The organism is Gimesia algae (assembly GCF_007746795.1).
In the GTDB taxonomy this organism is placed as follows: domain Bacteria; phylum Planctomycetota; class Planctomycetia; order Planctomycetales; family Planctomycetaceae; genus Gimesia; species Gimesia algae.
In genome coordinates, this window is the sequence record NZ_CP036343.1 from 7,282,499 (window position 1) to 7,303,765 (window position 21,267).

Below are 21,267 nucleotides of genomic sequence, written 5' to 3' on the forward strand. Positions count from 1 at the left end.
CTCTCTTTACCCGAAGCAAGAATAAAGCAGCATTCGTGCCAATCACTTTGGAAGTGATACCTGTTTTTGGAAATCGACTCTTAAACACTATTAAAACAGGCATTTAGAATCAGTCGATTTTTGAAGTTATTTTTCAGCCTCATCAAGTTTGCAATTTTTGCAATGAGAAAACCGCAAAAGGGTCCTCTAAAATGTAAGACTTACAAGGCCGGGAACACCTGTGACACGCTTCGGAAAAAGGAAACCTGGCAGATCAGGGAGTCGCAGGGATGCTAACGTCCAGGACTTTGATAGACAGCTTACCCACCGACTGCAGGATAGGCAGGAAGATCTCCAGCGGAGCAGGTGCCGTCTCCGTGAGGCTGGAAGCTGACATTTTCAGATGGCCTCCCCCGATGCCCCCTTTCCCCAGGGTTGCATCCAGGGGAATCCAGCGTTGGTCCAGAAAGACCTCAACCCACATATGCCCGACAAAGCTGGAAACAGCAGGGATATAAACAAAACCGACGACGACTCGTGAAGGCAGTTTCTGTGCCCGTAACATAGCCGCCAGCAAAACCGCATGTTCCGTACAATCCCCTTCCATATTTCGGGCCACCTCGGAGGCTGATGCCAGAGCCGTCGAAAAATTCTTCTTCTTCAGGTTACGATACACAAAATTCTCAAGCAGTCTGGCCTGCTTCCAGGGATCGGTTTCCGACTGAACGGCTGTTGCGGCATACTTTACGATTTGTGGATCATCCGACTGGAGAAACTGGGAAGGACTCAAATACTCCGCATCCACTTTACTTTCGGGAAACTCTTTCGGCACTGCCGCCCGGAAAACTGTCACCTCAGCCTGATGCTCGTTCCGTCGCTTAACCTGTTGCAGATCGCTGCTCGGAAAAAGCTTGGCAGGGTCGCCTTCGGGCAGGGAAATCTGGTAGACAACTTTCTCTGTATTATGCATGTTCTTGACAGCATCAGTCTTAATCAGCCCCTGCACCGAGAAATCCAGTTGCTTGTCTGTTTTTTTTCTCAATGCCTCTGCTTCAGTCGCTTGAAAGCCCACCATGGTGGCTCCCAGAAAATCAGCCGATTCTTTGATGATTGCACCACCGTCATTGACGTATAAATCAAAGTTCACCCCCGGCATCACTGATTTTTGCATCACCACATGCAGGCATTGATCAGAGGAGCCATCAGGCAATTCAATGGTTTCATACTTTTTTGCGCTCAGCGTCACTTCCGTCACCTGATTATGTTCCGGCAGCAGAATGGAAAATGACTGCGTCTCTCCCGGCTTCAGAGGCGATTTCCGAAAGACTCGTTCTAAGTAGCTGGGCGAGTGATAAGTAGGCTGCCACTTCAATTTTGACTGCCGCACCTGATTGGCGACACTCGTATCAATCTTTAACTCACCGTTTTCAACAGTCCCCTGGGAAATCGTGGGATCAGCTGGCGGGTTTTTGATGCTGAACTGATAGGAAAGCAGATCACCATTCGGGCTTTCTCTGGTCTGCATCAGGAGTTCCAGACTCAGTGGTTTTCCGAATCGCTTCAGTTCCATATGCGAATCCTGCTGGAAAATAACAACCTGGGAGCCCTTTTCTTCAATGACTCGGTACCGGGAATGACTAAAACCCACTCGCTGGTCGTTGATATAGAATACTTTCCAGCTGTCTTCGTCTGATATCGGCTGGGATGCTTTAACTGTTACCTTCTCTTCAGAAGCCGGATTTTCTGAACAGGCAGCGAAGAGAGCCAGAAGACAGAGCGTGCTTCGCTGGCATGTTATCATGACGAACTGCCACATCCATTTTCGAGGAATTTTTAACTCCATTTTCCGAAAGCCTTATCGCACAAGGATCGATTCACTCAGTTAAGCTACCCAAAGAAAAACCCCACAATTCATACTTGAATGGTGGGGGTATTGTAGAACGAGTTCAGTGAGTCTGAAAACAGGTATTTAGTCCAGATCCTCGTCATCATCTACGACCTCATCAATTTCTTCTACTTCATCATCGACCACATCGACATCATCTTCCTCGACTTTGGCGACTTCCTCTGTCTCAACATCATCAGCATCATCTACGGGAACTTTGGGGGCTACGACTTCTCCATCCAGAGTTTCTTTAATTGGTTGAATGAAGTAGAGCTTCTTTGCGTTTTTGGCCCGCAGTTGTTCGATCCGTTCGACGGCAGCATCTCGCTGGTCATAGGAAAAACGCGATTCCTCTTTCATACTGCCCGTAAAGACACCCCAGAATAAGCGGCGACGCGCTTCAGCCTTGGCGGCCTTCTTTTTACGGGTCGCCTTCTTCTTAGGGGCTTTTTTCTTAGGAGATGTTTTTGAGACCGCTTCAGCGGCTTCCGCCTGACGACGCATTTCCAGACGACTGGGAGACTTTCGAGCCATTGTGTATTCTTTGGTTAAATAGAAGTCTATTAGTTAGTTGATATAGGAACACCCTCGGGCATTGAGCCTGAATCCAGTCAGGAAACACCGTCCCCAGCACCTCTCACTGGGAGAATCGCGGTACTGTCGGCGCAAATCGCTTGCTGGATGCGTGCTAGCATAACATTTCATTTCTGGAATGACTACGCGCAGGGAAGTTCTCAATCCCCGAAGAATGTTTTTTTTTACATATCCTGCTGAGAAAAACCGCTTGATTCCCTTACAAAATCGGCACCATCTCTGACCAGCTCAGAACCATTTCTGACTGCATTACAGCAGAGAGTGCTCTTTTGGACACATCATTTTCAGGATCTCCCTGCCCTTCGTCCCTGAAGCCCTTCTAATAGTGCACAGAAAAGAATTCGTCGTAAACAACTGAAAACATGAGACTTAACGCATTTCACACCTTTTGGTCACAAGAACATTTAACCAATTTCTTCGAAATAATCAGAATAACTTGTTTAACCGGACCCAGATGACCGATCAATCAGGATAGCAATCTCATTGTTTTGTTTGCGCAGCAGGAATGACTCACCGTGTAAACCAGACGATAGATATGGCTCGGATGTAATGGACGAAAACACAAAAAACTCAATTGGGAACGGAGTTGTTCATGAAACGGTATCGTAAGTGGGTCTTGACGCTGGGGATCATGGCGGTGACTCCCGGTATCACAATGGCCGGACCCTTAGATTTCTTCTCAAAGAAATCTGAACAGTCTAGTTCGACCGCTGTATCGGGCAAAGTTACTAACAATCAGAAAGTGGCGAATGAAATCGCAGACGCTCTGAGATCGGCCCGGTTAACCGGTTACAACATGGAAATCGAGTATAATAAGGGTGTCGCCGTCCTGTCGGGTAAAATCCCAACGGCCGCTCAAAAAACTCAGGCCACCAGATTGATCTCACGCATCGACGGTGTCTCACGGGTCGACAATCGCCTGGAAGTCACTGAAGTCGCTACAAATTCTGCTCCTGCCAGGGGACCAGAACCACAGAAATCCAGCTTGAACCCATTCCGCAGAACCAATGAAATCACTCAGGCTTCTGCGGCTGATCCTTTCCTGAAAGGCTCATTAAAACAGGCTCAATTTGAACAATCTGTTGAAAACCGACGTTCTAACATCGAAACGGTTGCCTATCAGGCTCCTGCACCTCGCAGTGCTGCCCCCAGCAACCAGCAGATGGCAGAACAGCTTGCCAAAGCATTAGGGCCCGCCCTGGCTTCGGCTCATGAAGTTGAAATTCGCTACAAAAACGGAACTGCAATCCTGCAGGGATCCATTGGTTCCCCCCAGGAAAAACAGATGGCAACCCAGATTGCTCAACGCGTTCCCGGAGTCCGGGCTGTGGAAAATAACCTGCAGTTGATGCAGGCTGCTCCTCAGCAGACTTCAATGATTCAGCCAACCAACTACATGAACTACCAGGCTCCACACCCTGGTCCTGCGGGACCTCCCGCGATGGGACCTCCTCCAGGACATCCTGCCATGGGCGGTCATCCAGGTATGGCTCCTCAACCAGGAATGGGACCGGGACCAACAAGCCAGGTTTACAACAGTCCTCATCTGCCAGAATCAGCCTGGCCGACCTATGCCAACTATCCTAACTATGCACAGGTAGCTTACCCAAGTGAGTACTCTGCCAGTGCCTTCCCTTACATCGGACCTTTCTATCCCTACCCACAGGTACCACTGGGATGGAGAGAGGCTCAACTGGAATGGGATGACGGATCATGGAAGTTAAACTTCCGCCCTCGGACAAGCCGCTGGTGGTGGTTCATGAATCCTAAGAACTGGTAATCGACCAGTGTTAAAATAGACTGCACACGGATGCCTTTCAGGAAAATCACTTCCTGGAAGGCATTTTTTATACCTCAGAACCGGACAAACTGACGGCGAACTGCCTGCAAAAGGTGTAAAACAGATTTTATCCGTTAAATCGTCAAAATCGTCAAATTCTCACAAGGTTATCTGACAAAGCGTCCGATAAGAAGAATATGGAATCATGTTTCGACAATTACAGGCAGGATGCCGACCGTCTGACCATGACATCTCCTTACCAGAGCAAATCGCTCGCTAACACTGAAAACGAAGTCACGCCACATATCATGACAACGTTAAAATCACCCGGAGGAAGAAGGATGTTCAAAATCGGGAAGCAATTCAGCCGTGCTTTGCTTTTGGGCTGTGCCTGCTTGTTAACACTCAACACCAGTGGCTGTACGCTGGTCAAAGGCTTCATTGAAGTGACCTATGCCGGATCTGTATTCTGGCGTACCACTCCTCTGATTCCTGTGACTGCCTACTGGTCACAGTTAATCGAAGACACCTACTGGGAAGAAGAACGCTACAACAAAGCGATGATTCTCGATCCCGTAGAAGGAGAACACGCTCCCCTGTTCTGTCTTGATCCTCCCAGCCCGGATGAAGTCATTCGTGCTCTGCCGGACAAAACCGGCGGCGGAGTCTGGTTCCTGGCAGAAACCACTCGCAACAACGTCCGCATGGTTGTCGAACCGATTGTGGACCGAATCGGCGAATGTCGTTTCTATCCCATGGTCGGACCAGCTCGTCAGCACCACTGTCACTACAAGTGCACCGTGTACTACGACAAAACAATCCGCTCTGACTGGCCTGTACCATTCTCTCACAATGACCAGACCAAAGAAGTGGTCTACATCGACCACGACCACCTGATCCGCTGTGCCGGTCCTCAGTCTGAATAATCTTCAGTCACTGAGCCTCGCACTCAGATCAGCAATCTGAATATATAAGCCTACCCACCAGCAAAGCCGATGATTCTAACCGGGTGAAAGAATCGTCGGCTTTTGCATGCGCGGTGAGTTAAACTCGCTTTCAAATCAGAAATTGCCTCTCTTCTTTTCCATCACACTGGTCAGTGAAACGGACCTCTGTTTACAATAGTCTTTCAGCAGGCACGCTTGAACAACGGCCAAGGCAGCGACGCGCCGGACCCCGTAATCAGTCAATGACGACAGTATGATCAAAGAGAGAACAGTATGGCGAAATCTCCTTACAGCCTGAAAGTCGGGCGTGTCTACATTCACAAAAAATGCAAACAGGGAACCCAGGTGAACGGCGCCGACTTCGAAGGTTTATGCAATCCCTTCAAACTCTGCCTCGGAACCGTCTGTGCCTCTTGTGGCGGACCGCGTGGTTTAAAAACCTTCTATTGGGAAGACACCAAAGAACCACTGGATACCTACCGCAAGCGGCTCCGCACAAAAGTCCCCGCGATCTATACGTACTGGTGGCTCTGGATCTCCCCTCTGATTGGCCTGATTGCCGGCTCCTTCATCGGCCCCCTGTTCCTGAAAAAGAGCACGCTGCCCATCGTCGCCGGTTCTGCCGCCGTCGGCTCGCTGATCATGTTCCTCATCGTCGGCCCGCAGGTCCTGATGCTCGTCGCGCCGAAAAAATATTATAAACTGCGTTAAGTTTTTCCGATTGATTTGCCTCCCAGAAAACGGAACTTCACACCATGACGACAGACGCCACCTTCAATCCCCGACGTTTCCAGAACCGAGTTGCTTTGGTCACCGGCGGCTCGCGCGGCATCGGCCGGGCCTGTTGTCTGAGACTCGCTCAGGAAGGCGCTCGCGTCGCCGTCAGCTATCGCAGCGGAAAAGCGGACGCCGCAGAAACGCTCAGGCAGATCGAAGCCCTGGGAGGTAGCGGCATGATCGTTCAAAGTGATGTCTCTGTCGAAGCCGAAGTCGATCGCATGGTCAGTGAGGTCGAAGCGCAGCTGGGTGACATCGAATTGCTGGTCAATAACTCGGGCACGTTCATCTATCAGTCCCATGAAGAGCTCGACCTGGCAGCCTGGCAGCAGATGCTGGATGTGAATCTGACCGGCACTTTCCTGGTCACCTGGCGTGTCAAACCGGGCATGCTCAAACGCCAGTTCGGCAGGATCGTCAACCTGAGTTCCCTCTCCGGCCTGCAGCCCCGCCCCAAGTCCATCGCCTATGCCGTCAGCAAAGCAGGTGTGATCTCTTTCACCCAAAGCATTGCCACCGCCTGGGCCCGGGACAACATCCGCGTGAATGCGATCGCCCCCGGTCTGATCGAAACGGAGATCCTCTCCACCGTGAATCAGGAGGACCTGGAAAAAATCATCGAAGCCACCCCGATCCCCCGCATGGGCACTCCCGAAGAAGTCGCAGCGATCGTCACCTTCCTGCTCGCCGAAGAAAGTAATTTCACCACCGGTCAAACCATGGTCCTCTCCGGCGGCCGCTGCATGCTGCCTTGAAGTTAGGGAGACAATAACACGAGTATCAGTCACCCCTTACGCATGTCAGCAAACTGACACATCCCTTTTTACCTTACTTATCAACCAGAGATCCACAGTTCGCTGTTCTTCTTTCGTCGCGCTCCGATTCTGTTTCCCCCTTGCCTGCACCAGTTCGCACTTTCGTGGATCGACTTCCAGAGTCAGGCAGTGCTGATCATTTCGCGTCAGTCGGAATATTGCAGAGGTCCCTTTCGCACAGTAATTCGCATATCCCGCCACACAATGCCGCATCATTTTGCCCTCATACTGCAGCGCCAGTCCGGTAGTCAGTTCGCGCACATTCCATTGGTTCAACTCCTCCGACCAACCCCAGTCCCAGCCATGGCCTTGCCATCGCACTGTAGCAAAATGGGAATAATACCCCCCGAATATGATTCTCCTGCGAAACTCCTGCGCAGACTGGCAGATCGCCTCGAAAGTGCGTCCTTTCCAGTTAAATTTACTCTGCAGCGCTTCCTGGGTGAGAAATTCATGCATCGACCAGTCCAGGATTCGCTCACCCAGATCAGCCGAAAGTAGATCACGGTGACGAATCAGCCAGTTAACCGTTTCATACCAGAAAGTTAGTTGGTTCTCGCCTCCGTCTTCGGTGGGATCAATGGCAAACGCCGGATGCAGCGCCAGCCACTTCCAGATTTGCACATCACCGCCGAGTCGGCGTACCTCTGCGTACAGGCAGGCCAGAACAGGAGTTCGAGGTGCCTCAGGGAATTCATGCCAGGGGACATCAAACAGATACTGCTGCATTTTTCGCAGCGGCTTTCCCGGAACCAGCCGCAGGCTTCCTCCCAGTCCCAAAATGATCAACCAGCGCTGCCACTTGAACCGTCTCTCGGCCGCTTCCTGTATATTATCCCAGGCATCAATCAGAAACTCCGGCACCGGGTAGTTTACAAACAGGTGATTGATCAGAGATGCTTTACTCTGCCCTGTCCATGACTCCGCCGACCGGATCCAGAAAGGTCTGAAAAAGACGACCAGCGAGAGCCAGCTCAATGATTCTGAAGTCTGGTCCAACACTGGTCGCGCAGCCAGGCGCCGGATCGTTGCGGGAAGCTCTGTCTCGGGAACCAGGGACTCCACCTGATTGATCATAGTCTGACTTACGTCACGCCCCACCTCGTCCGTCAGCGATTCCAGGTTCTCCGCCAGTTGAGACAGATCGGTTCTGGCCAGGTTAACCTTCTCATCCCCCGAATCAGACGCCGCATCTACCAGAGCGGTGGACGGGCGGGGAATCAGCAATTCAATGGGTCGCTTCCACTGCGATTCCAGCGCCTGTCGAAAATGAAAATAGAACCGATCCTCGGCGAGACAGGGATCGTAGTAATATTCCCAGTCATCAGCGTTTTCATCAATCCCGAGGAAATCTTCAACACAAGGCGCATTCCGAGCGATTTTAAACTCAGATGCCTGTCGGTGCAGTTTGCTGAGACAACCAGACTGTTTTCGATACGGGAGGCGACGGCGGAAACGGGTTAATCTTGGCATCTCATTACCTCCCCTAAACCGAAAGACAGATAGAGCTGTGCTGTTGGGCAACGTTTCGTTACACGGACACATCAGACCGGAATAAGTTCACCAACAGGCAAACGACAGACACACCAGTCACACGGGAACTCCTCGAATGCGGTGTACCGATTTAGCTCGAGATGCCAGCCGACTGCATCGTTACCTGCGCCTATCTTGCAAACGTCCTGCAGTCTCTGGATGGCTTCACGAGCGAAATCAAGGCCTTAATCCAAAGTCCGTCCCAACCAGCGATCGAACCAGGCGAAAGTAAACCTCCGGGCGACTCCCGGATAACTGTGTCCGCCGGGAAAGGAGAACCAGCTGAAACAATCGCCGGCACCCAGTTCGCTCAGCATCCCGGGGATGCGCTCGGGGGCAATGCGGTGCTGCGTCTCATAATACTCCAGAGTCTGGTCATAGCCGAGACGCTCCTGCCTGGCCTTCAGCGCGCTGGGAAGCCCTTCCACATCCTGCCAGTTCAGATATACCTCAAACGCTTTCAGGCACTTCGGAAAGATTTTATGGCGATAGAATTCCTGTTCGCTGGAGATAATCAGTAAGGGCCGCGGCGCGACCATCATCATCAAGCTGTCGAAGTCGACCGGAATCGGCTTCGACTGATCATCGATGTAGGGTCGAAATTTCTTGATATAAATATAAGGGCCACTATTGGGATAAAACCCGAAGCGTCGTTTTAATGTCTCACTTTTCGAGGGGGGGTCTCCCTCTTTCCAGGGCTGCCAGCTGGATGCTTTTCGGGACCAGGCAGTTACATGTCGATGCCAGTCCAGCACGCCGCCATTACTGATCGTGGCTGTGATCCGGGGCTCGAATGCTGCAGCGAACAGAGCCGTATGTCCTCCCAGGGACCAGCCGATTGCACCGATCTGTTTGCCATCAACAAAATCAAGCGTCTGGAGAAAATCGACGCTACGCATGATGTCCCACGTATTTTTGCCGACAATCGACCATTCAGGATGCTTCAGATAAAACCCGCGGGTATCCATGACCCGTTCTCCCGGCTTGATTCGCTCGCCGTCTGTCAGCAGGTCGATGCTTAAGGTCACAAAACCATGTCGTGCTAATTCGAGACCCGAGGCGACACCAATTTTGGGATCACGGGGCGGATCCTGGGGCCGGCGGCCGGCCAGTCCGATGGTGCTGTCTTTCCCAGCCCCGAATGTGGTACTGTGAATACAGATAATCGCAGGTGTAGGTCGCTTTCGTGCCTCATCAGGCACTAACAGCCAGGCGGTTACTCGATCATCGGGCTCTGTCTGAAAACTCACATGATAACGCGTGATTCCCTCTTCCTGCGCAACCTGCTTCATCTCAGGTCGCAGCTCGGGAATCTCTGTTGGAAAGTCACCCAGCAGATCGAGCCAATGGCGTTCAATCACTTTTCTGCGTTCAAGCCACGATGTCGCTGCCGGCTCTGAAACAGATTGAGACGCTTTTTCGTCCTCTGCCCAAACGCTCGTGTTTGAACACAGCAGTATTCCAACAGAAACAAACAACAGGATCGCGGACAATAAGAGACGGGAACGCTTCATAGTTGGACTCCTGATCTTGGATCGTGCGGATGCAGATCGAAATCGTATTGCAGAGATAGTGAAGTAGGGACTCGAAGACAGATCAATATTTTCACATACCTGATACCTGTTCGCAACAACCTTCGCATCGACTGAAAACGGATCGCTCGATTTTGGCCAACAGTCCAGCGATGGCGTTACGCGATCCGCGACTCATCCACGGGAATCAGCTTCGGAATCGGGATCTGCAGGCCTACGACGCCACCATGTTTTTTCTGCAGCGTGGAGAAGCGGCATTTGAGAAAAGAATAGAGCTCGGGTGGTGGGTTCAGCTTCAGATACTGTTTCACCATCACCGCCATGTGAGCGTCGTACTCTTTCTGGCTGTGGGAGTGCACATGGTAATGGCCTTCCAGGCGGCGGATGTCGCCGTCGAAGGCGGGGCTGATGTGATACAGCTCATGCACCACGGTGATCAGTTTTTCCTCTAAGGAATGATTCAGAAAACGCGGCAGGTAAAATGTCAGGATGTATAACATCTCCTGCTGGTCCTGATAGATCCGTTGCACCGTCCATTTGCGACCATAGCGGGTAGTCTGAAGATCGCCGTTCTCGAATCGGAGTGGCGTTAATTTCGCCTGCATGCCATAGGGCACATTGCGGCGGGCCTGCGCAAAGGCAACCGCGATGCGGTCCATGTCGACGTGATGAAATTCAGGCAACCGACGCGAAATGTCACGGCACAAATGGTACATGGCGTGACTGAAATTAAAGGGCTTCTTCGTTGACATGTCGAGCCAGAATCCTTTCCGCTACAACGATACAACAATGCTGGAGTGCAAGCGTCTAACCATAGTATCTCCCAATCTATTCTACTCGATCCCAATGGCACTGGAGACGCTGCAGTAAAACTGGACACAGTCCAGGTCGGTTCATGGACTTGATTCACTTTTTAAACGCAGGCAGTTGGTCAGCCTGACTGGCTATGTTACCGGTACGTAAAAAAAGCTAAGAGTATTTTCGATCTTTTGAAATACTCTTAGCTTGTAAATATTAGCGAGAACCGGAATTTCCGCATAGCCGAATTCGGCCGACGAAGGTTTACGCCTCTTTTTCTTTGTCTTCTTCAGCAGCTTCCGCACTGGCTTCAGGAGCTTCATCTGCGGCTGCAGTATCATCTGCTTCGGTTTCAGCAGCAGGTTCTTCACTCTCTGTTTCATCAGCAGGTGCTTCTGTGGTGGCGGTTTCAGCATCGCTATCGAGTGTCGTACTGCGTTTGACAGGTTTCACACGATCGCGTTCGCCTACGAATTCGATAATGGCCTGCTCGCCGGCATCACCCAGACGAACGGTTGCCAGACGTACGATGCGGGTGTAACCGCCAGTACGTTCTTCAAAGCGTTCTGACAGTTCATTAAATAGAATGTCAACGGCTTCATTATCACGCAGGTCGGCAAATGCCCGACGACGGTAAGTCAATGCGGGAGCAATCGCCTGGTTCCACTGGTTCCACTGCTCTGACTCACGCCAGGTCTTCCACTCGCTGGAATTCTTCTCAGCATCAGTCGCATACTGAGTTGCGTTTTCCAGATGAGGCTGAGCCTTCTTGCCGAGCGTGATCAGCTTTTCCATGAAAGGACGCAGCTCTTTGGCTTTCTGAACGGTCGTAGTAATTCGACCCGGAACCTTAGGTGCGTTTTCAGCTTCCTCATCAATCCGGATGGTCTTAATGAGGCTCACCGCCATATTGCGGAACATAGCCTTACGGTGTGATGCATTGCGGCCTAATTTTCGGCCTCTCATTCGGTGTCGCATGACTTAACTCTGAATTATTCTGATTGCTGAGAGTAAAAGACTCGTTGATTCTATTCTGTCAACACGGAAATCAATTGTGATTAACGCGATTGTGAGGAAGAGCTGGGGATCTTCATTCCCAGACGCAGGCCAATCTGGTTCAGTCTTTCACGAACTTCAACCAGGGTGGTTTCCCCAAAGTTACGAACATGTAATAAATGATCTTCTGATTTTCCAACCAGGTCGCGGACAGTGTTGATCCCTTCCGATTCCAGACAGTTGGTCGCACGTACGGACAGGTTCAGCTCGGCCAGGCTCTGGTTGAGTTTTTCTTCCAGTTCCAGGTCGATTGGCGCGTAACCGGTCGTATCCAGCATTCCCTTGAGACCACCTTCGGGCGGCATTTCCGGGCCGGGCTCGCGGTAAGTAATAAAGGGGTTGAGGTGCTTACGGAGAATCTTGGAGGCTTCTACCAGAGCCATATCAGGCTTGACAGTTCCGTTGGTCCAGATTTCCAGGATCAGTTTGTCGTAGTTGGTACGCTGACCAACACGGGTATCTTCAATTTTATAACGCACACGCACGACAGGTGAGAATGTGGCATCCAGAGGAATCACGCCGACTTCTGTTTCATGCTGAGCATGTTCTGAAGCAGGAGAATATCCGCGGCCGTTTTCGATGGTCAGTTCCATGTTGAGGGGAACATCATCAGTCATGGTGGCAATCACCAGATCTTTGTTGATGACTTCAACCTGATCGTCGGTAATGACATCAGCGCCCGTCACAACGCCCCGCTCATGCCTTTCGATTCGCAGAGTCTTGGAGGTCGAGCTGGAATTCTTGACGATCAGCGACTTCAGATTCAGACAGATCTCGGTGATGTCTTCTACGACACCGGGGATCGTTGTAAATTCGTGCTGCACACCCTGGATTTTCACGCGGGTTACCGAGCTGCCTTCCAGGCTGGAAAGCAGGATTCGTCGCAGACTGTTGGCAATGGTTGCACCGAATCCACGTTCGAATGGTTCGGCTACAAACATACCATAAGTTGATGTCATTGAGTCCCGATCAGGGATGACACGGCTTGGTAATTCCAGTCCTCGCCAACGGATTCGCATTGAAATAATCTCCAAAGAACACAGTCATTTAGAACATGATGTTAAATCGATGTTCCAGTTATTATAAATCCAAATGTGTTGCGGCAGCCAAAGCGGCTCGCGATATTACCAGAAGTGCTGGTTCAGACACGTCGTTTTTTCGGGGGACGACAGCCATTGTGTGGCAGCGGGGTGATATCTTCGATCGCACGGATCGAGATGCCTGCTGACTGCAAACCGGTGATGGCACTTTCCCGTCCGGAACCTGGTCCCTTGACGCGAATTTCCATTTCTTTCACACCGAATTTGGATGCTTTTTCGGCACAGATTTCTGCGGCCCGCTGGGCAGCAAACGGAGTGCTCTTGCGGCTGCCTTTGAACCCGGAAGTTCCTGCAGTTGCCCAGCAGAGCACGTCACCGTTTAAATCGGTAATCGTAACGGTGGTGTTATTAAACGTTGCTTTGATGTAAGCAATCGCTTTTGTGATGTGACGTTTCACTTTTTTTCGTTTGACTTTAGCCACTCTGCTACTCCTGATGTTTCTGTCAGTATGGATTCAGAAACTGAAACTCATTATGTGTGATGTTTTAATATCGAGTCGTCGCAACTGACAACGACTTCTGTATGATCTCTTTCTCTTCTCAACGCAGACGACAGAACCCCTAGGTTTAACGGGCGTCCTTAACACCTTTTTTACCGGCAACGGTCTTCTTACCACCTTTGCGGGTACGGGCGTTGGTTTGTGTATTCTGTCCGCGAACCGGAAGTCCACGTCGATGACGAATGCCCCGATACGACTGAATGTCTCGCAGTCGGGCAATGTCCTGCTGGGTAGCACGACGCAACTGACCCTCTACGGAATAATCCGTATCCAGCATGTTCACAATCCGGCTCAACTCATCGTCGGTCAGATCTTTTGCTTTCAACTGAGGATTGATATTTAATTTGTGGCAGATATCAAGCGATGTCACTTTACCGATACCATACAGGTAGGTCAGGGAAACATATACAGGTTTGTCGTTCGGAATATCAACACCGAGGATACGTGGCATTTTTAGTTCACTCCGCTGGATTTAAAAACTGAAGTCAAATCAATGAAACTGAATTCGAGACGATTAACCCTGACGCTGCTTATGGCGCGGGTTGGAAGAGCAGATCACATAGACGCGCCCTTTTCGCCGAATGACTTTACAGTTTTCACAAATCCGCTTAACACTGGCTCGGACTTTCATCGTACTACGACTTCTCTATCTAACTTTGGTTCACGATATAATCGAGCTGACAAGAGGCGAAAATCAGGTTCCCGCTGAATGTAACTCGTGTAAATTTAATTAATTGCGCCCATAAAATGAGCAAACTCCGGCTTCGTAACAAACCTGTACAATTTCCGAAGCGGAGCGAATCAGGAAATTATAAACGCCGCGAACGTGAATCGACAAGCGAAACGCACCTTTTTTGGTGAATTTCGCCATGACTCACCCGTTTAACCTTTACAGATCGCTCTCAAGTAAGCCTGAATAGTTTCGCATTACCAGATGACTGTCAATTTTATTGACCAAATCCAATACCACGGAAACCACAATCAGCAATCCGGTTCCACCGTAAAAACTCGCCACCAGGAAGTCGACCCCTAACCAGGTGGACACCAGTGTGGGAATAATTGCTACCAGTGACAGGAACGCGGCACCAACATAGGTAATACGAACCATCACCTGCTCCAGATAGGCGGCTGTTCGAGCCCCGGGACGATAGCCGGGGATAAACGAACCATAATCTTTCAGGTTTTCTGCCATATCTTTGGGATTAAAGGTAATCGCCGTCCAGAAGTAGCAGAAGAAGTAAATCAAAACCACATAAGACATTGTGTAAACAAAACCACGACTCATCGGCTGGAACGCTTCATCGAGCATCGCCCAGAATTGTGAGGTGGAAAAGTACTGACTTAAGCCGTGGAATAAAAAGTAAGGGAACATCAGCAGACTGGAAGCAAAAATGATTGGCATTACACCAGCCTGATTAACGCGTAATGGCAGTGATTGTCGCTGACCACCGGAGACCCGGCGACCACGTACATGCTTGGCGGACTGAATCGGAATACGACGCTGCCCCTGGGTAATGGCTATCACCCAGACCACCACAAAGACGAACACCAGCGCCAGAATCAGCAGGCGATCGATCCCCGTATCGGTTCCCAGAGCGATCCCATTTTTAAATGCCGGCTCAATCAGACTCAAACCAGCTTGAGGCATCCGGGCCAGAATACCCGCCATGATCAGCAGACTGATCCCGTTACCAATGCCGTAAGCATCGATCTGCTCACCAATCCACATCAGGAAGACCGTTCCCGTCGTCATGGTGATGGTTGCCACGATCTGGTAATACAATCCCTGGTATCCATCCAGAATCAGGCTGGAACCAGAGCCAAAGCCACCGGCCAGTGTACGAATCCAGAAAAAGCTCTGTACCAGGCAGATTACCACCGTTGCATAACGTGTATATTCATTAATCTTCTTCCGGCCCGCTTCTCCCTCTTTCTGGAGGCGCTCCAGGGGCGGATAAACCGTCCCCATCAACTGGAAGATAATGGAAGCAGAGATATAAGGCATAATGCCCAGACCAAAGATGGTACTCTGGCCAATATTGGAAGCGGAGAACAGGGAAATGACCTGTATTACCTGTCCGATGCCCCCCTGCTGGCTTTGTAAGTTTTCCAGCGTTTCAGTAAGTTGGGCCTGATTGACGAAAGGCAAAGCAATCCAGAAACCCATCCGATAGATGGCCAGCAGCCCCAGCGTCAGTACAATTTTTTTACGAAGCTCGGGAATTTTGAACAGAACTAATAATTTACCGAGCATAAGTAGCGGTCCTTTGTGTCATAATTCAGCAGGCATTGATTGAACTTTGCTTCGGATTTTAACGGATCCTGAAGAAAAGGGGAATCGTATTCTTAACTGCTGAGATCAAGTCCTTGAATGAAATTTCTTATGACAAAACGCGACTGACAGTTCCGCCAGCTGCCTGAATCTTGGATTCAGCAGATGCAGAAAACAGGTGAGCGGATACGGTAAACTTTTTGGTCAGGTCTCCGTTACCCAGGATTTTCACCTGGTCGAAACGACCTTTGGCCAGACCTTTTTCAGCCAGCACTTCAGGGGTAATTTCTGCCCCCGCTTCAAATGCCTGCTCTAAAGTAGCCACATTCACAACCGCGACTTTTTTCGCGAACTGTTTGTTATTGAAACCTCGTTTCGCAACCCGCATTGCCAGAGGAGTCTGTCCCCCCTCAAAGCTGGTACGACGAGAAGAACCAGAGCGGCTTCCGTAACCGTTTTCACCACGGCTGGAAGTTTTACCATGACCTGAGCCAGGTCCACGACCGACACGCTTCTTCTTCTTATGCTTTTTAATTCCGCGATGGACGTCATCAATAATCATTAGACTTCTACTCCTCTCAAACGTGCAATATCATCCCGGGTTCGCAGTTTTGAGAGTCCATCGATGGTCGCTTTCACGACATTGATTGGATTATTGGAACCACGACTCTTTGTATAAATATCAGTAATGCCGGCAGCTTCAACTACGGCTCGAACTCCAGCACCGGCAATAATACCTGTACCAGGACGAGCGGGTAACAGCAGCACACGGGCAGAACCAAATCGGCCCACCACTTCGTGGGGAACCGTATTTTCAATAATGTTCGTCTTGATCATACTGCGGTTGGCCTGTTTAACAGCTTTATCGACTGCCAGTGGCACTTCGATGGCTTTGCCATATCCCCAGCCCACACGACCTTCTTTATCGCCGACAACAACCAGAGCTGTGAAACTGAATCGACGTCCCCCTTTGACCACGCAGGCACAACGGCGGATTTGAATGACTGTTTCCGGTGTTTGCTTTGAACCATCTTTTGACACGGTATCTTCTCCAACCCGTATTGAGTGTTGTCTCTATTAAAAATCCAGACCGGCTTTGCGGGCAGAATCAGCCAGGGCAGCAACTCGCCCGTGGTAACGGTAAGGGCCACGATCAAAGGCGACTTCTTTAATCCCCTTTTCAACGGCCCGTTCGCCAATCAGCTTACCGACTTTTTCTGCAGCGGCAATGTTTCCACCATTTTCAATCTCACCAGCCAGACTCTTGTCCTTCGTGCTGGCGGAGACCAGTGTCACACCCGCTGTATCATCAATCAGCTGAGCGTAGATATGATTATTGCTTCGATAAACAGATAACCGTAAACGACCTGTTTTACGTACCGTATTGCGAATGCGGAACGAACGTCGTTGTTTCTGCTTTTTCAGTGTTTTTTCTAGTTTCATTTTACCGTCATCTTTTCAAAAACAGTATCACCTGAATCTCAGGCCGCTGACTGAATGCTCAAACAGGCAGGTGAAGATTGTACTAGCTTGCAAAAGCCTTACCAGCTTTACGTCGTACATATTCACCCTCATAACGAATCCCTTTACCCTTGTAAGGTTCAGGAGGACGTACGCTACGAATATTAGCTGCAAACTGACCTACTGCATGCTTGTCGGCACTGGTCAACACAATATTGGTACTGTTTGGTAATTCACAGATGACTCCCTGTGGAACTTCCAGTACGATTGTGTTGGCAAATCCGACCTGCAGGCTCAACTTGTTACCATTCAGAGAGGCCTGGTAACCAACACCCTGAATTTCCAGTTTGCGTACAAATGGAGTTTCCACACCCTGAACCATGTTGGCGATTAACGCCCGGGTCAAACCATGCAGGGCACGACTCTGACGGGTTTCATCGGGACGAGTTACATTGATTTCATTCGTTTCCGAATCAAGTTCAACATTCATTGAGGGATGAAAAACAAAGGACAGATCACCATGTTTTCCTTTGACGGAAATTGCGGTGTTGTCAACTTTGATCTCCACTCCGGCAGGAACGGGAACTGGCTTTTTACCGATTCGAGACATAACTTCAAATTCCAGTTAAATAAAGGCGGCAGAACAAGGTTCGACAGCCTGGATAAACATCTATATTACCAGATGGTGCAGAGTAATTCGCCACCGACACCCTGTTGTTTTGCTTCACGATTGCTCAGAACACCCTTGCTGGTCGAAAGAATGCTGACACCCAGACCCTGCAGAACTTCCGGCATGGATCGCAGGTCCTGATAAGTGCGTCGACCTGGTTTACTTTCACGATAGATCTTCTGAATCACGCGTTCCCCGTTGGGACCATATTTCAGATTCACCCGTAAAGTATTCTGGGGACTGTTTTCGAGTACTTCAAAGTCCCAGACGTAACCTTCACGCTGCAAGGCACCTGCAATGGCAACCTTGATCTTGGATGCAGGAATATCAACAAAAGGCCGTTCAATCTGCAGTGCATTACGAATTCGTGTCAGCATGTCTGCAATAGGGTCTGTCATCATTAGCTGGCTACCCTCACTATAATTCTCCGACTATCTACCATTCAGGTGATACTGTTATTACTTGTATAGACAATTCAAAACGGGTTATTTACGAAACGGCATGCCCAGCTCTTTTAACAGCAGAAGACCTTCTTCATTGTTAGAAGCCGAAGTGACGATCGTAATATTCATACCCTGTGTATTTTTTACGGAATCGGGATCAATTTCCAGGAAGACCAGTGATTCATTCAGGCCCAGGCTGTAGTTTCCCTTACCATCGAAGGCTTTGGGGTTGATCCCGCGGAAGTCGCGAACACGTGGCAGAGCCAGTGAAATCAGACGTTCCAGGAATTCATACATCCGGTTTCCACGCAGGGTGACCCGGCAACCGATTTCCTGACCTTCGCGTAACTTAAAACCGGCAACTGACTGACGGGCACGCGTAATCTGCGATTTCTGGCCTGCCAGTAATGTCATGTGATCAGCGGCTTCGGTCAGACGTTTCCGGTCCTGATTGGCTGCACCGATCCCCATGCTGATCACCACTTTTTCAATCTGTGGCAGTGAATGCACATTGGTACGGCCCAACTTTTCTTTCAGGGCAGGTACAATCTCTTCACGATATTGTTTTAATAATGTTGGTATTGCCATTGTTTTGCTTCAGACTGGCCGAACTCTCGGAACAATCTTCCTTACTGAAAACTACAAAATCTGATTATTGTTTCTGGTATTTTGCCTTCGCAGGACTGATTGTTCCCAGCGACGCACTACACTTCTTACAAAATCGCTCCTTGCTGCCATCGGCTGCATAGCGATAACCAACACGTGATCCTGAACTGCAGGCTTCACAATAAAACTTCACGTTCGAAATATCGATCGGCATTTCCACTTCAAGACGTCCTCCCTGAGGACTCTTGGGATGGCCACGTTTCACGTGCTTGAAAACCCGATTTACATTTTCCACGGTCAGCTTTTTACCGCCGGCAACCACCTGCAGTACTCGCCTGGGAGTATCGCCGGCATCTGCTCCGGTGATTACAATCACTGAATCGCCACGTCGTATCTTCATTCTCAGACTACCTCGTTTGCCAGGCTAATAATTTTCATGTATTTGCGTTCACGAAGCTCTCGAGCTACTGCGCCAAAAATACGTGTTCCTCGAGGATTACCCTCGCCATCGATTAAAACCATTGCATTCCGGTCGAACCTGACATAGCTGCCATCATCACGACGGCAGGGGTATCTGGTTCGAACAATCACGCCACGTAATACCTGACCTTTTTTGATGTTACTGCCAGCCAGAGTTTTCTGGATACTGACGACAATCACGTCGCCTACTTCAGCAGTTCGTCGCCCGGTTCCGCCTAGCACTTTAATGCAGCGCGCAACTTTGGCACCCGAATTATCACATACATCCAGATCGGTTTGCATCTGAATCATGGCTTTGCCTGTTCCTTATCAACCAAAAGATGAGGTCTACCTGATCTTTGTCTTTGTACTATTAAATGGACCCGAAATCGCAGTCAGACTGAATGGAATCAGTCCTGTTTCTTCTCGACGATCCGGATCAAATCCCAACGCTTTGTTTTGGAGCGGGGGCGGCTTTCGATAATTTCGACAGTATCCCCTTCCTGTGCTTCATTCTTCTCATCATGCACGTGGCAGACAGTCCGGCCACGAACGGTTTTGCCGTAAAGTGGATGACGGTATCGTCTCTGAATTTCGACTCGTAATGTCTTGTCCATTTTCGAACTGGCTACAGTGCCTGTCAGTATTTTTCGCATTTTCTTACCTTAACGAGCCTGCTTAAGCATTATTCTGCTGACTTAATTCACGTTCACGACGGATTGTCTGAATTCGGGCAATCTCACGTCGAAGCCGCTTAATGTTACTAGGTGCATCAAGCCGCTCCGTTGCTGCCTGGAACCGCAACTGAAACAACTCTTTTTGTGTTTCCTGCAGAGCGAAAGACAATTGCTCGTCATTCATCTCGCGTAATTCACTCGCTTTGGTCATCAGTAAAACCCAATGATGTTTTTCGGTCTGTCAGTTCTAGACTGACAGCTCCGAAGTGATGTAATTGATAATAACCAGTAATCAACCAGCTTAAATGGAAGGCCGACGTTCAATCAGCCTCACATTCACTGGCAACTTGTGTGCAACACGCGCGAAACAGCGTTTGGCTGCTTCATGCGAAACGCCTGCCAGTTCGAACAACACAGTGCCCGGCTTAATGACGGCTACCCAGTGATCCGGTTCCCCTTTTCCCTTACCCATACGGGTTTCCAGAGGTCGGGATGTAACCGACTTCTGGGGGAAGATCCGGATGTAAAGTTTACCTTCACCTCGAACATATTGTGTGGCTGCAATTCGGCATGCTTCAATGGTTTGTGCTGTTATGTGCCCAGGGTCCAGAGATTGTAAGCCCCATTCACCAAAGGCAACAGTGTTACCACGTGTCGCATTACCTTTTATGCGTCCTCTTTGGCTTTTGCGGTGCTTGACCCGCTTTGGCATCAGAGCCATCGCGATTCTCCTCATCTGAATAATCACCAAGGTCGATCCAAACTTTCACTCCAATAACTCCGAAGGTGGTGTGTGCCTCGCGGAATCCGTAGTCAACATGACGTTGCAGAGTCGAGAGTGGAATTGAGCCCCGGCTTGCTTTTTCACGCCGTGACATTTCTGCTCCACCCAATCGACCGGAAAGCTCGATTTTAATTCCATGAACGCCCGTTTCCATTACCTGGTCCAGGGCACGTTTAATAGTTCGGCGGAAGCTACCACGCTTCGATAACTGCTGAGCAATATCTTCCGCAACCAATGCTGCACTTTGCAGAGCATTCTCTACTTCAATAATCTTCAGTTCCATCCGGCGACCGGTCAGATCTTCTAATTCCGCTTTCAACCGGTCCACTTCCTGCCCTTTACGACCAATAATGATCCCCGGGCGGGCTGTGAATAAATGCACGACAACCTGGTCACGAGTTCTTTCGATCTCCACCTTGGGAATGCCGGCAAATTTGTATTTGGTATGAATAAAGTTTCGTACTTTCTGATCTTCAACCAGCAGTGCCCCAAAATCTTTCTTGGAGGCATACCAACGACTTCTCCAGTCTTCTACCACGCCGACTCGAAATCCGGTTGGTCGAACTTTTTGCCCCATGATACAGGTTATCCTTTAAGTA

26 protein-coding genes and 1 pseudogene are annotated in these 21,267 nt (G+C 49.9%); 4 read left to right on the forward strand and 23 right to left on the reverse strand.

Features of this window, described 5'->3' with window-relative positions:
- Window positions 1–253 precede the first annotated feature (253 nt).
- A complete protein-coding gene (locus Pan161_RS27450) occupies window positions 254–1,549 on the reverse strand; it encodes a transglutaminase-like domain-containing protein (RefSeq protein ID WP_197995561.1) in 1,296 nt (431 codons plus the stop codon).
- A 399-nt stretch (window positions 1,550–1,948) separates the two neighbouring features.
- Window positions 1,949–2,398, reverse strand: a complete 450-nt coding sequence (locus tag Pan161_RS27455; RefSeq protein ID WP_145231936.1) for a hypothetical protein — start codon at window positions 2,396–2,398, stop codon at window positions 1,949–1,951.
- A gap of 652 nt (window positions 2,399–3,050) precedes the next feature.
- Here Pan161_RS27455 and Pan161_RS27460 point away from each other — a divergent pair.
- The 4 genes from Pan161_RS27460 to Pan161_RS27475 all read left to right on the forward strand — a co-directional run bounded on the left by Pan161_RS27460 (window position 3,051) and on the right by Pan161_RS27475 (window position 6,717).
- Entirely contained in the window at window positions 3,051–4,238 is a 1,188-nt protein-coding gene (locus Pan161_RS27460; RefSeq protein ID WP_145231937.1) for a BON domain-containing protein, read from the forward strand.
- Window positions 4,239–4,435: 197 nt separating this feature from the next.
- A complete protein-coding gene (locus Pan161_RS27465) occupies window positions 4,436–5,164 on the forward strand; it encodes a hypothetical protein (RefSeq protein WP_232103522.1) in 729 nt (242 codons plus the stop codon).
- Window positions 5,165–5,458: 294 nt separating this feature from the next.
- Window positions 5,459–5,896 (forward strand): hypothetical protein, encoded by a 438-nt coding sequence (locus Pan161_RS27470; RefSeq protein ID WP_145231938.1) that lies wholly within the window; start codon window positions 5,459–5,461, stop codon window positions 5,894–5,896.
- A 44-nt stretch (window positions 5,897–5,940) separates the two neighbouring features.
- Window positions 5,941–6,717, forward strand: coding sequence for an SDR family NAD(P)-dependent oxidoreductase (locus Pan161_RS27475; protein ID WP_145231939.1), 777 nt, complete (start codon window positions 5,941–5,943; stop codon window positions 6,715–6,717).
- A gap of 45 nt (window positions 6,718–6,762) precedes the next feature.
- Here the strand turns inward: Pan161_RS27475 and Pan161_RS27480 are convergent, their stop codons facing one another.
- The 21 genes and pseudogenes from Pan161_RS27480 to rpsC all read right to left on the reverse strand — a co-directional run bounded on the left by Pan161_RS27480 (window position 6,763) and on the right by rpsC (window position 21,245).
- Window positions 6,763–8,250, reverse strand: a complete 1,488-nt coding sequence (locus tag Pan161_RS27480) for a PcfJ domain-containing protein (RefSeq protein ID WP_197995562.1) — start codon at window positions 8,248–8,250, stop codon at window positions 6,763–6,765.
- A 245-nt stretch (window positions 8,251–8,495) separates the two neighbouring features.
- Window positions 8,496–9,824, reverse strand: a complete 1,329-nt coding sequence (locus Pan161_RS27485) for a dienelactone hydrolase family protein (protein WP_145231941.1) — start codon at window positions 9,822–9,824, stop codon at window positions 8,496–8,498.
- Window positions 9,825–10,000: 176 nt separating this feature from the next.
- A complete protein-coding gene (locus tag Pan161_RS27490; protein ID WP_145231942.1) occupies window positions 10,001–10,594 on the reverse strand; it encodes a putative metallopeptidase in 594 nt (197 codons plus the stop codon).
- A 310-nt stretch (window positions 10,595–10,904) separates the two neighbouring features.
- Window positions 10,905–11,618: a bL17 family ribosomal protein gene (locus Pan161_RS27495; RefSeq protein WP_145231943.1), complete on the reverse strand. Its 714-nt coding sequence runs from the start codon at window positions 11,616–11,618 to the stop codon at window positions 10,905–10,907.
- Between the two features lie 80 nt (window positions 11,619–11,698).
- Window positions 11,699–12,715 carry a DNA-directed RNA polymerase subunit alpha gene (locus Pan161_RS27500; protein ID WP_197995563.1) on the reverse strand — a complete coding sequence of 339 codons (1,017 nt, stop codon included), beginning with the start codon at window positions 12,713–12,715 and terminating at the stop codon, window positions 11,699–11,701.
- 122 nt (window positions 12,716–12,837) lie between these two features.
- A complete protein-coding gene (rpsK, locus tag Pan161_RS27505) occupies window positions 12,838–13,218 on the reverse strand; it encodes a 30S ribosomal protein S11 (RefSeq protein ID WP_145231944.1) in 381 nt (126 codons plus the stop codon).
- 145 nt (window positions 13,219–13,363) lie between these two features.
- Window positions 13,364–13,747, reverse strand: coding sequence for a 30S ribosomal protein S13 (gene rpsM / locus Pan161_RS27510; RefSeq protein WP_145231945.1), 384 nt, complete (start codon window positions 13,745–13,747; stop codon window positions 13,364–13,366).
- 63 nt (window positions 13,748–13,810) lie between these two features.
- Complete coding sequence (gene rpmJ, locus Pan161_RS27515; protein ID WP_002649734.1) at window positions 13,811–13,927, reverse strand: 50S ribosomal protein L36; 117 nt, start codon at window positions 13,925–13,927, stop codon at window positions 13,811–13,813.
- 258 nt (window positions 13,928–14,185) lie between these two features.
- Window positions 14,186–15,550 (reverse strand): preprotein translocase subunit SecY, encoded by a 1,365-nt coding sequence (gene secY / locus Pan161_RS27520; RefSeq protein ID WP_145231946.1) that lies wholly within the window; start codon window positions 15,548–15,550, stop codon window positions 14,186–14,188.
- A gap of 127 nt (window positions 15,551–15,677) precedes the next feature.
- Window positions 15,678–16,130, reverse strand: coding sequence for a 50S ribosomal protein L15 (gene rplO / locus Pan161_RS27525; protein ID WP_145231947.1), 453 nt, complete (start codon window positions 16,128–16,130; stop codon window positions 15,678–15,680).
- A complete protein-coding gene (gene rpsE, locus Pan161_RS27530) occupies window positions 16,130–16,609 on the reverse strand; it encodes a 30S ribosomal protein S5 (protein WP_145231948.1) in 480 nt (159 codons plus the stop codon). The genes rplO and rpsE overlap by 1 nt, the downstream gene beginning before the upstream one ends.
- A gap of 36 nt (window positions 16,610–16,645) precedes the next feature.
- Window positions 16,646–17,011 (reverse strand): 50S ribosomal protein L18, encoded by a 366-nt coding sequence (gene rplR / locus Pan161_RS27535; RefSeq protein ID WP_002649729.1) that lies wholly within the window; start codon window positions 17,009–17,011, stop codon window positions 16,646–16,648.
- A gap of 82 nt (window positions 17,012–17,093) precedes the next feature.
- A complete protein-coding gene (rplF, locus tag Pan161_RS27540) occupies window positions 17,094–17,639 on the reverse strand; it encodes a 50S ribosomal protein L6 (protein WP_145231949.1) in 546 nt (181 codons plus the stop codon).
- Between the two features lie 65 nt (window positions 17,640–17,704).
- Window positions 17,705–18,100, reverse strand: coding sequence for a 30S ribosomal protein S8 (gene rpsH / locus Pan161_RS27545; RefSeq protein WP_145231950.1), 396 nt, complete (start codon window positions 18,098–18,100; stop codon window positions 17,705–17,707).
- Window positions 18,101–18,184: 84 nt separating this feature from the next.
- The gene (gene rplE, locus Pan161_RS27550; protein ID WP_145231951.1) at window positions 18,185–18,730 is read right to left on the reverse strand and encodes a 50S ribosomal protein L5; all 546 of its coding nucleotides are present in this window, start codon (window positions 18,728–18,730) and stop codon (window positions 18,185–18,187) included.
- A 64-nt stretch (window positions 18,731–18,794) separates the two neighbouring features.
- Complete coding sequence (rplX, locus tag Pan161_RS27555; RefSeq protein WP_145231952.1) at window positions 18,795–19,148, reverse strand: 50S ribosomal protein L24; 354 nt, start codon at window positions 19,146–19,148, stop codon at window positions 18,795–18,797.
- A gap of 2 nt (window positions 19,149–19,150) precedes the next feature.
- A complete protein-coding gene (gene rplN, locus Pan161_RS27560) occupies window positions 19,151–19,519 on the reverse strand; it encodes a 50S ribosomal protein L14 (RefSeq protein WP_002649723.1) in 369 nt (122 codons plus the stop codon).
- A 110-nt stretch (window positions 19,520–19,629) separates the two neighbouring features.
- Window positions 19,630–19,863 (reverse strand): annotated as a pseudogene (gene rpsQ / locus Pan161_RS27565) (30S ribosomal protein S17); the annotation flags it as partial.
- 22 nt (window positions 19,864–19,885) lie between these two features.
- Window positions 19,886–20,095: a 50S ribosomal protein L29 gene (rpmC, locus tag Pan161_RS27570; protein ID WP_002649721.1), complete on the reverse strand. Its 210-nt coding sequence runs from the start codon at window positions 20,093–20,095 to the stop codon at window positions 19,886–19,888.
- Between the two features lie 90 nt (window positions 20,096–20,185).
- The gene (rplP, locus tag Pan161_RS27575) at window positions 20,186–20,605 is read right to left on the reverse strand and encodes a 50S ribosomal protein L16 (RefSeq protein ID WP_145231954.1); all 420 of its coding nucleotides are present in this window, start codon (window positions 20,603–20,605) and stop codon (window positions 20,186–20,188) included.
- Window positions 20,544–21,245 carry a 30S ribosomal protein S3 gene (gene rpsC, locus Pan161_RS27580; RefSeq protein ID WP_145231955.1) on the reverse strand — a complete coding sequence of 234 codons (702 nt, stop codon included), beginning with the start codon at window positions 21,243–21,245 and terminating at the stop codon, window positions 20,544–20,546. Before rpsC ends, rplP begins: the two co-directional genes overlap by 62 nt.
- Between the last annotated feature and the right edge of the window lie 22 nt (window positions 21,246–21,267).

Bases quoted from the DNA above. Each gene is read 5' to 3' on its own strand.
- rpsH (WP_145231950.1), bottom strand. From the start codon at position 18,100: ATGATGACAGACCCTATTGCAGACATGCTGACACGAATTCGTAATGCA.
- Pan161_RS27465 (WP_232103522.1), top strand. From the start codon at position 4,436: ATGGAATCATGTTTCGACAATTACAGGCAGGATGCCGACCGTCTGACC.
- Pan161_RS27450 (WP_197995561.1), bottom strand. From the start codon at position 1,549: ATGGAACTGAAGCGATTCGGAAAACCACTGAGTCTGGAACTCCTGATG.
- Pan161_RS27470 (WP_145231938.1), top strand. From the start codon at position 5,459: ATGGCGAAATCTCCTTACAGCCTGAAAGTCGGGCGTGTCTACATTCAC.
- rplE (WP_145231951.1), bottom strand. From the start codon at position 18,730: ATGGCAATACCAACATTATTAAAACAATATCGTGAAGAGATTGTACCT.
- Pan161_RS27495 (WP_145231943.1), bottom strand. From the start codon at position 11,618: ATGCGACACCGAATGAGAGGCCGAAAATTAGGCCGCAATGCATCACAC.
- Pan161_RS27460 (WP_145231937.1), top strand. From the start codon at position 3,051: ATGAAACGGTATCGTAAGTGGGTCTTGACGCTGGGGATCATGGCGGTG.
- secY (WP_145231946.1), bottom strand. From the start codon at position 15,550: ATGCTCGGTAAATTATTAGTTCTGTTCAAAATTCCCGAGCTTCGTAAA.
- rpmJ (WP_002649734.1), bottom strand. From the start codon at position 13,927: ATGAAAGTCCGAGCCAGTGTTAAGCGGATTTGTGAAAACTGTAAAGTC.
- rpmC (WP_002649721.1), bottom strand. From the start codon at position 20,095: ATGACCAAAGCGAGTGAATTACGCGAGATGAATGACGAGCAATTGTCT.
- rplX (WP_145231952.1), bottom strand. From the start codon at position 19,148: ATGAAGATACGACGTGGCGATTCAGTGATTGTAATCACCGGAGCAGAT.
- rplN (WP_002649723.1), bottom strand. From the start codon at position 19,519: ATGATTCAGATGCAAACCGATCTGGATGTATGTGATAATTCGGGTGCC.
- rplR (WP_002649729.1), bottom strand. From the start codon at position 17,011: ATGAAACTAGAAAAAACACTGAAAAAGCAGAAACAACGACGTTCGTTC.
- Pan161_RS27455 (WP_145231936.1), bottom strand. From the start codon at position 2,398: ATGGCTCGAAAGTCTCCCAGTCGTCTGGAAATGCGTCGTCAGGCGGAA.
- Pan161_RS27480 (WP_197995562.1), bottom strand. From the start codon at position 8,250: ATGCCAAGATTAACCCGTTTCCGCCGTCGCCTCCCGTATCGAAAACAG.
- rplP (WP_145231954.1), bottom strand. From the start codon at position 20,605: ATGGCTCTGATGCCAAAGCGGGTCAAGCACCGCAAAAGCCAAAGAGGA.
- Pan161_RS27475 (WP_145231939.1), top strand. From the start codon at position 5,941: ATGACGACAGACGCCACCTTCAATCCCCGACGTTTCCAGAACCGAGTT.
- rpsM (WP_145231945.1), bottom strand. From the start codon at position 13,747: ATGCCACGTATCCTCGGTGTTGATATTCCGAACGACAAACCTGTATAT.
- Pan161_RS27485 (WP_145231941.1), bottom strand. From the start codon at position 9,824: ATGAAGCGTTCCCGTCTCTTATTGTCCGCGATCCTGTTGTTTGTTTCT.
- rplF (WP_145231949.1), bottom strand. From the start codon at position 17,639: ATGTCTCGAATCGGTAAAAAGCCAGTTCCCGTTCCTGCCGGAGTGGAG.
- rplO (WP_145231947.1), bottom strand. From the start codon at position 16,130: ATGATTATTGATGACGTCCATCGCGGAATTAAAAAGCATAAGAAGAAG.
- rpsC (WP_145231955.1), bottom strand. From the start codon at position 21,245: ATGGGGCAAAAAGTTCGACCAACCGGATTTCGAGTCGGCGTGGTAGAA.
- Pan161_RS27500 (WP_197995563.1), bottom strand. From the start codon at position 12,715: ATGCGAATCCGTTGGCGAGGACTGGAATTACCAAGCCGTGTCATCCCT.
- Pan161_RS27490 (WP_145231942.1), bottom strand. From the start codon at position 10,594: ATGTCAACGAAGAAGCCCTTTAATTTCAGTCACGCCATGTACCATTTG.